Source organism: Pseudomonas sp. 22085 (assembly GCF_052045815.1).
Lineage (GTDB): Bacteria > Pseudomonadota > Gammaproteobacteria > Pseudomonadales > Pseudomonadaceae > Aquipseudomonas > Aquipseudomonas glycinae.
Genome location: NZ_JBQEQA010000001.1, coordinates 458,106 through 470,741, shown reverse-complemented (window position 1 = coordinate 470,741; position 12,636 = coordinate 458,106). Strand labels below are relative to the sequence as shown.

At 61.0% G+C, this 12,636-nt stretch carries 6 protein-coding genes; 2 read left to right on the top strand and 4 right to left on the bottom strand.

What is annotated here, in order from left to right:
- Window positions 1–21: 21 nt before the first annotated feature.
- The gene (locus tag ACTJK7_RS01985; RefSeq protein WP_007959510.1) at window positions 22–516 is read right to left on the bottom strand and encodes a DUF934 domain-containing protein; all 495 of its coding nucleotides are present in this window, start codon (window positions 514–516) and stop codon (window positions 22–24) included.
- Window positions 500–2,158: a nitrite/sulfite reductase gene (locus ACTJK7_RS01980; protein ID WP_064381311.1), complete on the bottom strand. Its 1,659-nt coding sequence runs from the start codon at window positions 2,156–2,158 to the stop codon at window positions 500–502. The genes ACTJK7_RS01985 and ACTJK7_RS01980 overlap by 17 nt, the downstream gene beginning before the upstream one ends.
- A 524-nt stretch (window positions 2,159–2,682) precedes the next feature.
- Here ACTJK7_RS01980 and ACTJK7_RS01975 point away from each other — a divergent pair.
- Window positions 2,683–3,756 (top strand): ABC transporter substrate-binding protein, encoded by a 1,074-nt coding sequence (locus ACTJK7_RS01975; protein WP_064381313.1) that lies wholly within the window; start codon window positions 2,683–2,685, stop codon window positions 3,754–3,756.
- A gap of 5 nt (window positions 3,757–3,761) precedes the next feature.
- On the opposite strand, the gene ACTJK7_RS01970 is transcribed toward ACTJK7_RS01975, so the two are convergent.
- Window positions 3,762–3,980 (bottom strand): DUF2970 domain-containing protein, encoded by a 219-nt coding sequence (locus ACTJK7_RS01970; RefSeq protein ID WP_007959515.1) that lies wholly within the window; start codon window positions 3,978–3,980, stop codon window positions 3,762–3,764.
- Between the two features lie 157 nt (window positions 3,981–4,137).
- Here ACTJK7_RS01970 and ACTJK7_RS01965 point away from each other — a divergent pair, with 157 nt between their 5' ends.
- Complete coding sequence (locus tag ACTJK7_RS01965; RefSeq protein ID WP_440780134.1) at window positions 4,138–8,919, top strand: dermonecrotic toxin domain-containing protein; 4,782 nt, start codon at window positions 4,138–4,140, stop codon at window positions 8,917–8,919.
- Between the two features lie 4 nt (window positions 8,920–8,923).
- On the opposite strand, the gene metH is transcribed toward ACTJK7_RS01965, so the two are convergent.
- Window positions 8,924–12,634, bottom strand: a complete 3,711-nt coding sequence (metH, locus tag ACTJK7_RS01960; protein ID WP_011334495.1) for a methionine synthase — start codon at window positions 12,632–12,634, stop codon at window positions 8,924–8,926.
- Between the last annotated feature and the right edge of the window lie 2 nt (window positions 12,635–12,636).

Here is a 12,636-nt window from a genome sequence, read left to right as displayed (position 1 = left end):
GTTTTTTTATGCCCCGGGGAATTACCGGCGACGGAACAGCGGCAGCGGTTCGTCAGTGGCGGCCTGATAGGTCACCGAAAAGTCCTTCAGGCTTTCAAGGGCGTCGTACGGGTCTTTGTCCGCGCGCAGGGCGAAGGCATCGAAGCCGCAACGGCGCATGTAGAACAGTTGGTCACGCAGCACGTCGCCAATTGCTCGCAATTCACCCTTGAAACCGTAACGGTCGCGCAGCAGACGGGCGTTGGAGTAATTGCGGCCATCAGTGAACGCCGGGAAGTTCAGGGCAATTACCTGGAACTCGTTCACGTCGTCACCGATTTCCTCGGCTTCTTCGTCGGCGTCCAGCCACACACCCAGGCCGCCATCGCGGGCCTTGAGCATGCGGGCGTGTTCACGCCACAGTTGCAACGGGACGATCAGGTCGTCGCAGTTGCTGATTTCGTCGATGTTGAAATCCTTGGGCAGCAGGTGCCAGGTTTCGTCGACGACCTCGTTGTTCTTAATGATTCGCTGCATAGACGCGTTCCTTGAAGAGGTCGATGCCAATACGCTGGTAGGTGTCGATGAAGCGCTCGTCTTCGGTGCGCTGTTCCACGTACACGTCGATCAGCTTGGAGATCACGTCCGGCATGTCTTCCTGAGCGAAAGACGGGCCGAGGATCTTGCCCAGGCTGGCGTCACGGCTGGCGCTGCCACCGAGGGAGACCTGGTAGAACTCCTCACCTTTCTTGTCCACTCCCAGAATGCCGATGTGACCGACGTGGTGGTGACCGCAGGCGTTCATGCAACCGGAGATGTTCAGGTCCAGTTCACCGATGTCGAACAGGTAGTCCAGGTCGTCGAAACGGCGCTGGATCGATTCGGCGATCGGGATCGACTTGGCATTGGCCAGGGAGCAGAAATCACCGCCAGGGCAGCAGATGATGTCGGTCAGCAGGCCGATGTTCGGCGTGGCGAAGCCACTTTCACGCAACTCGCCCCACAGGGTGAACAGCTGGCTCTGCTCGACGTCGGCCAGAATGATGTTCTGCTCGTGGGAAGTGCGAAGTTGACCGAAGCTGTAGCGCTCGGCCAGGTCGGCGACCGCGTCGAGCTGCTTGTCGGTGATGTCGCCCGGTGCAACGCCCGTCGGCTTCAGGGACAGGGTCACGGCCACATAACCTGGCTTCTTGTGCGCCAGGGTGTTGCGGGTGCGCCAGCGGGCGAAGCCCGGATGTTCTTTGTCGAGGGCGGCCAGTTCGGCGTCTTGATTGCTCAGCGCCTTGTAGTCCGGGTCGACGAAGTGTTTTGCCACACGATGCACTTCGGCTTCGGTCAGGGTGGTCTGCCCGCCGCGCAGGTGTTCCATTTCGGCATCGACTTTCTGGGCGAAGACTTCTGGAGTCAGCGCTTTGACGAGGATCTTGATCCGCGCCTTGTATTTGTTGTCACGACGGCCATAGCGGTTGTAGACCCGCAGGATCGCGTCGAGGTAGCTCAACAGGTCCTGCCATGGCAGGAATTCGTTGATGAACGCGCCGACCACCGGAGTACGACCCAGACCACCGCCGACCAGCACGCGGAAACCGAGTTCACCGGCAGCGTTGTGTACCGGCTCAAGGCCGATGTCGTGGACTTCGATGGCCGCACGGTCGGAGGTCGAACCGTTGACGGCGATCTTGAATTTACGCGGCAGGTAGGCGAATTCCGGGTGGAAGGTCGTCCACTGACGAACGATTTCGCACCACGGACGCGGGTCGATCAACTCGTCGGCTGCGACACCGGCGAACTGGTCGGTGGTGACGTTGCGCAGGCAGTTACCGCTGGTCTGGATGGCGTGCATCTGCACAGTGGCCAGCTCGGCAAGAATGTCCGGGATGTCTTCCACCGCCGGCCAGTTGAACTGCACGTTCTGGCGCGTGCTGATGTGGGCGTAGCCCTTGTCATAGTCGCGGGCGATTTTCGCCATCATGCGCACCTGGCGCGATGTCAGCTGGCCGTAAGGCACCGCCACGCGCAGCATCGGCGCGAAACGCTGGATATACAGGCCATTTTGCAGGCGCAGGGGGCGGAATTCTTCTTCGCTCAGCTCACCTGCCAGATAGCGTCGGGTCTGATCACGGAACTGCTTGACGCGGTCCTCGATGATCCGCTGATCGTACTCGTCGTATACGTACATATAAGTCCTGTTCTCAGGCTTTGGCCACTCGGAAAACGCTGCGTTTTCGCTTGCTGGAGTCCGATGGTTCCTCTGCAATTCGGCGCGCACGGCCGCGCACTCCCTGAAGGAGCCGGGGCAATATACCCGTTTGCAGTTATGCGCAAAAGTGATGTTTGAGTATATGGAAAGAACCAAATCGCCTAACGAGAATGGCTGTCAACTAACCCCTGTTTGTCGTGCGGTCAATCATCGTCTTAACTGTGGTCGAGTCTTTCTGCAATCACCGATAAAACCGACAAGAGGCGATGCAATGAGCAACCCAACCAAAGCAAGGAAAAGCGATAGCAGTGTCGATGCCTGGGCAATTCTGTTCCTGATCATTCTGGTCGTGGGAACGGCAGTATTCTGGGTCAGCCATCAGTAAAACGACGCTTCCGGGCCCGTCTCCGACGATTGTCGGACAAAAAGCGGGATCAGGCGCTAATGGCCGGCGATTGAATGGCTATAATGCGCGGCCATTTTTCCCTGGGCCCGGACGCTTCATGTTCAAGTTTCTCCACCTCGGTCTGCTGCTGTTCGGCGCGGTTTTCGGTACCTGCGCGCGTGCAGAGTCGGTGCTGTTCCTGAATCCGGGTTCGACCCAGGAAACGTTCTGGCTCAGCTACTCGCAGTTCATGCAAGCGGCCGCCCGGGACCTGGGGATCGACCTGCGCATTCTCTATGCCCAGCGCCAGCCGGAACTGACCCTGGCTCAGGCGCGACTGGCCCTGCAGGGGCCTGAGCGCCCGGACTATCTGGTGTTCGTCAATGAACAGTACGTGGCGCCGCAGATCCTGCGCATGGCCAATGGCAGCGGCGTGAAGCTCTTTATGGTCAACTCGGCACTGACGCCCAACCAGAAGGCGATGATGGCCGATCGTGCCGATCGCATCGGCAGTCTGGTACCCAACGATGAAGAGGGCGGCTACTTGATGATGAAGGAGCTGATTCGTCTGCATCCGGCTGTCGCGCCCGGTGAAAGCATCGACCTGCTGGCCTTTTCCGGTCTGAAGATCACACCCTCGGCCCAACTGCGAGAAAAAGGCATGCAACGGGCACTCGCCGAGCATCCTCAGGTGCATCTGCGGCAACTGGTCTACGGCGGCTGGACGCAACAGCGTGCCTACGAGCAGGCCAGGCAATTGCTGGTCCGCTATCCCAAGGTGTCATTGGTGTGGGCGGCCAATGATGAAATGGCCTTCGGCGCGATGCGTGCCGTTTCGGAAGCCGGCAAGGTGCCGGGCAAAGACGTGCTGTTCAGCGCGGTCAACACCTCGCCCGAAGCGTTGCAGGCGTTGGTTGACGGGCGGCTGAGCGCGTTGCTGGGCGGCCATTTCACCCTGGGTGGCTGGGCACTGGTCGAGCTGCATGATCACGCGCAAGGTGTCGATCTGAATCAGTACGGCGGTCGTGACCGACAGATTCCGTTGCTGCAACTGATCGATCGGGATCATGCCCGCCGGATCCTTGCCATGGGCGCCTCACCGGACTATGGCGTGCACTTTCGCAAGCTCTCGGCGAAAGGCCGTCCGGTTTCCTACCGCTATCCGTTCAATCTGCAGACACTGATGCACTGAGCGAGTCAGACGCCGGCCAGATGCACCACCAGTTGAACGATGCCGAACAGCGTCAGGGCGAATACTGCCGTGAACGCAATGCCCAGAAAGATGAAATGACTCGGCTTGCCGTGGGTGAAATCCCTCGCCCGGTTCTTGCCGCTTTGCACCCCGAACGCCGCCGCCATGACGCTGTGCAGCATCTGCCAGAAGGTCGGTGGTTTGTTGTCGACTGGATCGTCCATACATCCCTCGTCTCAAAGTGTGCCTGTTGAGCATAGTCAATCGGCCGACAGCGCGCGAAACCGTTGGTAATGCCTTGGTGGCACCGGCATAACTATCTACTGCGAACGGTCGCCCGCGAAATGGTGTGCTGATGCCTCATCCCACAGGAGAGGCGCCATGCCACCGATTCCCGCCGCTGATATGAGACCCGCGGCCTCACAGAGCATCCACGGTCCGTTTCTTGAACAGGCCATTCCCGATTGGCTGACGGACGCCACGGCGCAGCGACGTGCGGAGCTGGGCAGCGCCAACGCGGCACTGACGCCCGGTTATCGCCAGGCCACCGCGCAGCAGCGTCGCGCGTTGAACGACGCCGTTGTCGCCAGTTTCGTCGCCCAGTCCCGGCTGGACCGACAACTGTCATCCCTGCAAAACATCGACACCTTTGCCAGGCCTTTGCTGACCAAGGCACTGCAGGAGCAATTTGGCGTGGAGATGGATGTCGATGTGATTTATCTGTGCCTGAACAAACCGGTTCAAATGGGGATCCTTTCGATAGAAGTGGGTGTGTTCGAGTTCATGAAACTGCCGCTGCTGCAGGCGGCGCTGCATAACTTTGCAGCCTCGGAATGTGAGCCTGAGGCGTTCCACGATTCTTCCGGTTTCTTGATCGAGTGGTGGACATCCGGTGTGCTCCTTCCCCTGCAAACCAGGTTGACCGTTCCCGGGTTCATCACGCTATGCCGTTCGCTGGACATCGGCGCCAAGTATCAGGCCTACCTCAGGGGCTATCTCCACGCCGAAGAGGTGCAAGCGACCCTGCGGGACAATTTCATCGGCGCCGCCAAGACTGATCTGCGCGCTGCCGCCGAGCAGGCGCTGCTGTGCAACGACATCGAGCCTGCCGACTACCCGATGATCCTGTCGGTCATCGATGGCAACCGGCATCCTCGCCTGGGCAACAAGAGCGTCTGGTTTCACGAACTGAGCCTGATGAAGCATCGTATGACTGGATGTGTCTGTTTCTCGATCAGCGAGAATGATCGCTATACAGACGATTTGCTGCTCTATATCCCCCATGATCCCCGGCACCCGTTGAAGCGTTATACGCGCAAGCAACTGTGGGACATGTTCAGGAAGCGCTTCAGCGAACGCGACAGCGGCTCGTCGGCAGAGGTTGTGCCGACGGCGTATCAGCGGTTTTTCAGCCGTTTCGTGGCTTATGCCGATCGCGCGGACTATTTCAGTCAGTTCACTCGCGATGCCTCGGACGCATCGGCCGCCGGGCGTGTTGTTCTCAAGCTCCTTACAATGCTCAATCCCTTCACCGGCTTCACATCCGTCCATGAATGGCCCCCCCTGCGCCAGCAACCGCTCCCGGAGGACGACCCTTATCTGGCCCCGGCAGTCATTCCCCGCGAGGGCGATGACCCCGCATCCGAAAACGTTGACCTGTGGAACTATCTTTTCGAGCAACACCGCGACCGGCTCACTGCCGATGCCCGCAGTCACGCCGTACCCACGGCTGATGTCGATGCGAAAGTGCGCAGTGAGAAGCTCGCGGCACTGCTGAACATCGGCATGCTGGTGCTGACCACGGCAGCAGGGTTTGTACCTGTGCTGGGCGAGATCATGACTGGCGTCATGGTCGGTCAGTTGCTGGAAGAGTCCATTGAAGGCGTCATTGACTGGAGCGAAGGGGATCGCCAGGCCGCCAAGGCGCACTTGATCGATGTCGCGGAAAATCTGGTGCTGTTCGGCGTGCTCGCCGTGGCCGGAAAAAGCCTGGCCGGCGTCAGACCGGCAACGGCTGCACCCGTGGTGGAAAAACTGCATCCGGTCACATTGGCCAGCGGCGAAACCCGGCTGTGGCGTCCGGATCTGACGGCCTATGAAAGCCCCGATTGGCATCCTCACCAACACGAACCCAATGCCCTGGGGCAATTCACCGAAGGGGAAAAAACCTGGATCCGGATCGAGGGCAGGGCGTACGAGAAGCACTGGGACAGGACAATCAAGCGCTGGCGAGTGCGGCATCCCCGCGATCCCCACGCTTATCAGCCGCCGCTCAGCCACAACGGCGTCGGTGCCTGGCGCCATACACGGGAGCGTCCGTTGTCCTGGGACCGGCTGACGCTGCTGCGCCGCATCGGGCATCGAACCGACAGGCTTTCAGACACGCAATTGCTGGCCATCGCCGATATCGGCGGTGTCAGCGACAACGCTTTGCGCAAAATGCACCTGGATAACCTGCCGCCGCCGCCCGAACTGGCCGATGCGTTGCAATTGTTTGAAGCGCCTCGCGGCACTGCCGCGCCGGACGCGCGAATCATCAAGCTGCAAACGGCGTGTCCGGGACTCGGCGATGCCGCCGCCCGCGAGGTGCTGACCCATGCCGATGCCGACTCGCTGGCGATCTTGCAAACCTCCAGGCCAGTCCCTCGCCGCCTGCTGGAGGAGGCGCGTTGGCACGCAAGTCAGGGGCGGGCGAGTCGCGCCTATGCCGGTTTGTACCTGGAGCATCCTTCAGCCGACAGTGGGCGTCTGGCTTTGCAGTTGCTCGAGAAACTGCCGGGCTGGCCGGGTGATGTGCGACTGGAGTTTCGCGATCGGCATCGACAGGGCGGGCTGCTTGAGGCGATTGGCAGCGAATCGGCGGCACACCGGGTGTATCTGGTGAAACAGGGGCCGTTGTTCCAGGCATTCAGCGAGCAGGCATCGAACGCTCGGCTCGATCGGTTTTTCCCCGCGCTCATGCGCGCTTTGCCACGGCAAACAACAGAGGCGCTGGGGATATTCGGGATGACGGACGGCGCCAGGCTACAACGTGCGATCATCGATTACGCCACCGCTCACCCGGAGCAGGTTCGCGCCTTCGTGGTTCCACCCGGCCAGGGCGTCCGTGCGTTCACACCGCCAGTGCGTCTTGAAGGTCGTCGACTGGGGTATTTCGCCAGTGGGGAGGGCGCAGTAGGGCGATCGGGTGTCAATCCTTCGCTGGTGATCCGATTGCTCGACGTCTATCCGAATCTGGATTTGCGACAGGCCAACGGGGTCATCCTCAGAGCGATGAGAGAAGGCCAAAGCGACGCGCAGATCATGCAAGGGCTGGTCGAACGCGCGCTTGAGTGGGAGCGCCTTGAATCAACGCTCGCTCAATGGGCGGTTCCCGGTGCGCATGTCGAAGAGCGCTTGCGAGCTGTGCGTCAGTTGAAGCAATGCTGGCGCAATGCACCACTTGCTGCCGAAACCCCGGGTTACAGTCACCTCGAATGGGTCTGCGACGACCCGCTGCCACCCATGCCGGGGACTTTTCCTCATGTGAAATCCCTGCGTCTGCAATCGCGCCGTTCAGATGCTGCACAAATGCGTGGATTCCTGCGCGCGTTCCCCGAGATTCGCCATCTCGATCTCAGTGAATGTGCGCTGACCACCAATCCCGTCCCCACCGATACCCGCGTGAAACTGGTGGAGCTCAACCTGTCCGGCAATCCGCTGTATCGGCTGGACGTCTCGAACATGCCGAACCTGAAAGTCCTGAACCTTCAAGGGACGCAACTGCAACAATGGCCACGGGCAGCCGAAGAGCTTCGGGCGCTGCGCTGGCTGGATCTGCGCAACACCCGCATTACCACGCTGGCGCCGCAAATGCTTGCCCGTGACGAACTGTTGATCAATACCAATCTGACCGGTGCTCCCCTTACAGACGAAACGCAAGTCCGCCTGCGGGCGGCACAACAACGGGTCGAGTCGACCCTGGGGCTGCCGGAGGGGACGTTGGCAAGGTTTGCCCTTGAACCGATACCCGACCCTTACCCGCACCCCATCGAGACGGGGTCGCGCGTGGCCTCGCGGTTGTTGCCGCTGCCACCGGCATTGCCCGCTGAAGAGCATCCAGGTTCCTTCATCGCTCGCCTGCAGCGAATCATTCCCGAGCTGTCGGAGCAGGAGGCCATTGAAGCAGTCGAGTACCTGCGCATCGGCGCCAGCGACGAACAAGTCAGTGCGCGGCTCGCTGAGTGGAACCGGCGGTTCGACGTGATGACCCGGGAGTTGAACGGCTGGATCTTCGTCCGGCGCAGTTCAGAACAGCGTTTCAGGCATCCGCGAATTTCATCGGAAGGTCGCGGGGACGCGGCACAAAAAATCATCGAGTGCTGGCGACTGGGTCTGCTCGGTGAGGCTGGCGAGGCCGATTATGTGCTGGATCTGGAAGGCACTCTCGGTGTGGGAGCGTTGCCCAGGCTGCCGGAAGCCTTTACCCATGTGGCGGGCTTGAATCTGCGAGGGCTGGAACTGAGCGAGCAGGGCCTCAACGATTTCCTCCTGTCGTTCACGCAAGTTGAAACCCTGGACCTGGCTGCCAATGCACTGGAGAACCTGCCGCAAGCCATCGGCGACATGCAGCGGCTTGAGCAACTGGATCTGTCCGCCAATCACTTGCAGGACGGGCGCACTGTCGTACAGCGGCTGGAGTCGCTGCAGCACCTCAGGCGCCTGAGTCTGAACTACAACCGTTTCAAATCCTTCAACGCCGCGTCCCTGGAGGCGCTGGAGCTGCTGGAACTGAATCACAACCGACTCAAGGATTTCAACGCAGCGATCCCGCCCTGGCTGGAGCGGCTGCATTTGAACGGCAATGACCTGAAGGAATGGCCGGCCGGGGTGCTGCACGCCGAGCGTCTGCATACGCTGAAGCTGTTCGGCAATCCGATCAGGGATATTCCGGCACAGGCGTTTGACGGCCGCCATGATGAACTGCTTGCCGGAACACATTTATCGGGACACTTGCGATCATTGTCGACAGACAGTCTGCAACGGCTCCGTGACCATGCTGAGCGAACGGGCGCTCAGTCGGTGCTGGGAATATCCCGGGAGACGCTTGAACAATGGTTGGCTGATCGCGAGTGGGAGGAACCGGACGGTTCCTCCTCTTCCGACGACTCGGACCGAATCTGATGGCTCAGTTGTCGTAGCCCAGATTGGGTGCCAGCCAGCGCTCGGTCAGGCTCAGTTCCTGGCCTTTGCGCGAGGTGTAACTCTGCACCTGATCCTTGTCGACCTTGCCCACGGCGAAGTACTGCGCCTGCGGATGGGCGAAATACCAGCCGCTGACGGCTGCTGCCGGGAACATCGCGTAGTGCTCGGTGAGGAACACACCGCTGCGACCGGCGCGCATTTCCTGGGCCTCAGGGTCGAGCAGGGCGAACAGCGTGGCCTTCTCGGTGTGATCCGGGCACGCCGGGTAGCCGGGGGCAGGGCGGATGCCGGAATACTGCTCTTTGATCAGCGCCTCGTTATCGAGGGCTTCATCCTTGGCGTAACCCCAGTGCTCTTTGCGCACCTGCTGGTGCAGCCACTCGGCGCACGCCTCTGCCAGACGGTCGGCCAGGGCCTTGACCATGATCGAGTTGTAATCGTCGCCAGCGTCCTGATAGGCCTTGGCCACTTCTTCGGCGCCGATCCCGGCGGTGGTGATGAAACCACCAACGTAGTCGGTCACTTCGCTGTCCTTCGGCGCGACGAAGTCGGCGAGGGAGAAGTTCGGTTTGCCGTCGGTCTTGATGATCTGCTGGCGCAGGTGATGCAGGCGCGCCATTGGCTTGCCGTCATCGCCGTACAGCTCGATATCGTCGTCGTGCACCTGATTGGCCGGCCAGAAGCCGAACACCGCACGGGCGCTGATCAGTTTCTCGTCGATCAGCTTGGTCAGCATCTCGCGAGCGTCCTTGTACAGCGCGGTCGCCGCTTCGCCGACCACTTCGTCTTCGAGGATGCGCGGGAACTTGCCGGCCAGGTCCCAGGAGATGAAGAACGGCGTCCAGTCGATGTACTCGGCGAGAACGTTGAGGTCGATGTTGTCCAGCACGCGGGTGCCGGTGAAGGTCGGTTTGACCGGGGTGTAAGTGGCCCAGTCGAACTGCGGCTTCTTGGCGATCGCGGCGGCGTAGCTCAGGCGTTCGGTGCGGGCGCTGCGGTTGGCGGTGCGCTCGCGGACGTCGATGTACTCTTCGCGGGTCTTCTGGACGAAACCGGCTTTCAGTTCCTTGGACAACAACTGCGTCGCCACCCCCACGGCGCGGGAGGCGTCGGTCACGTAGACCACTGCGTCGTTGCTGTACTTGGGCTCGATCTTCACCGCCGTGTGCGCCTTGGAGGTGGTCGCGCCGCCGATCATCAGCGGCAGGTGGAAGTCCTGGCGCTGCATCTCGCGGGCCACGTGGACCATTTCATCCAGCGACGGGGTGATCAGACCGGACAGGCCGATGATGTCGCACTTCTGCTCCTTGGCCACCTGCAGGATCTTCTCCGCCGGCACCATCACGCCGAGGTCGACGATGTCGTAGCCGTTGCAACCCAGCACCACGCCGACGATGTTCTTGCCGATGTCGTGCACGTCGCCTTTGACCGTGGCCATCAGGATCTTGCCCTTGGCTTCCGGCTTGTCGCCTTTTTCCAGTTCGATGAACGGAATCAGGTGCGCCACGGCCTGCTTCATCACGCGGGCGGATTTCACCACTTGCGGCAGGAACATTTTGCCGGCGCCGAACAGGTCGCCGACGATGTTCATGCCGGACATCAGCGGGCCTTCGATCACTTCGATCGGGCGCGCGAAGGACTGACGGGACTCTTCGGTGTCTTCGACGATGTGGGTGGTGATGCCCTTGACCAGCGCATGTTCCAGACGTTTGTTGACGTCCCAGCCGCGCCACTCTTCGGTCTCGGCTTCCTTGACGCTGCCGTCGCCCTTGTACTTGTCGGCGATGGCGAGGAGGGCGTCGGTGCCTTCCGGCGTGCGGTTGAGGATCACGTCTTCAACGGCGTCGCGCAGTTCCTGCGGGATCTGGTCGTAGATCTCCAGCTGACCGGCGTTGACGATGCCCATGGTCAGGCCGGCGCGGATCGCGTACAGCAGGAACACCGAGTGAATCGCCTCGCGCACCGGGTTGTTGCCGCGGAACGAGAACGACACGTTGGACACGCCGCCGGAGCTCAGGGCATACGGCAGCTCGTCGCGGATGTAGGCACAGGCGTTGATGAAGTCCACAGCGTAGTTGTTGTGTTCTTCGATGCCGGTGGCCACGGCGAAGATGTTCGGGTCGAAAATGATGTCTTCCGGCGGGAAGCCGACTTCGTTGACCAGAATGTCGTAGGAGCGTTTGCAGATCTCTTTCTTGCGCGCTTCGGTGTCAGCCTGGCCGGCTTCGTCGAACGCCATCACCACCACGGCGGCGCCATAGCGCTTGCACAGTTTGGCGTGGTGGATGAACTGCTCGACGCCTTCTTTCATGCTGATCGAGTTGACGATGCCCTTGCCCTGAATGCACTTGAGGCCGGCTTCGATCACGTCCCATTTCGAGGAGTCGATCATGATCGGTACGCGGGAGATGTCCGGTTCGCCGGCAATCAGATTGAGGAAGGTCACCATGGCCTTCTTCGAATCGAGCATCCCTTCGTCCATATTGATGTCGATCACCTGGGCGCCGGCCTCGACCTGCTGCAGGGCGACTTCCAGGGCTTCGGTGTAGTTGTCTTCACGGATCAGCCGGGCGAATTTCGCGGACCCGGTGATGTTGGTCCGCTCGCCGACGTTGACGAACAACGAGCTGCGATCAATGGTGAACGGTTCCAGACCCGACAGGCGGCAGGCCTTGGGAATGTCCGGAATCTGCCGTGGCGCGTAACCGGCGACGGCTTTGGCGATGGCTTCGATGTGGCCCGGCGTGGTGCCGCAGCAACCGCCGACGATGTTGAGGAAACCGCTCTGGGCGAATTCTTCGATGACCTTGGCGGTGTCCACCGGCAGCTCGTCGTACTCGCCGAATTCGTTCGGCAGGCCGGCGTTCGGGTGGGCGGACACGTGAGTGCTGGCCTTGTCCGACAGCTCTTCCAGGTACGGACGCAGTTCACGGGCACCGAGGGCGCAGTTCAGACCGACCGAAATCGGTTTGGCGTGGGCCACGGAGTTCCAGAACGCCTCGGTGGTCTGGCCCGACAGGGTGCGGCCGGAGGCGTCGGTGATGGTGCCGGAAATCATGATCGGCAACTCGAAGCCCAGTTCTTCGAATACGCCTTGCACGGCGAAGATCGCGGCTTTGGCGTTGAGGGTGTCGAAGATGGTTTCGATCAGGATCAGGTCCGCGCCGCCCTCGATCAGGCCTTTGGTGGCCTCGGTGTAGTTTTCCACCAGCTCATCGAAGGTGACGTTGCGATAGCCCGGGTTGTTGACGTCCGGCGACAGCGAGCAGGTGCGGCTGGTCGGGCCGAGCACGCCGGCGACGAAACGCGGCTTGTCCGGGGTCTCGAGGGTTTTCGCGTCGGCGACCTTGCGTGCCAGACGGGCGCCTTCTACGTTGAGTTCGTAGACCAGTTCTTCCATGCCGTAGTCGGCCATGGAAATCTGTGTGGCGTTGAAGGTGTTGGTCTCGAGGATGTCGGCACCGGCATCCAGATAGGCTTTCTCGATGCCGCCGATCACGTCCGGGCGGGTTAGCACCAACAGGTCGTTGTTGCCCTTGACGTCGCTCGGCCAGTCGGCGAAGCGTTTGCCGCGATAATCCTGCTCTTCGAGCTTGTAGCTCTGGATCATTGTGCCCATGCCGCCGTCGAGAATCAGGATGCGCTCTTTGAGAGCTTGCTTGAGAGCTTGAAGGCGGACGCTGCGATCGGACATTG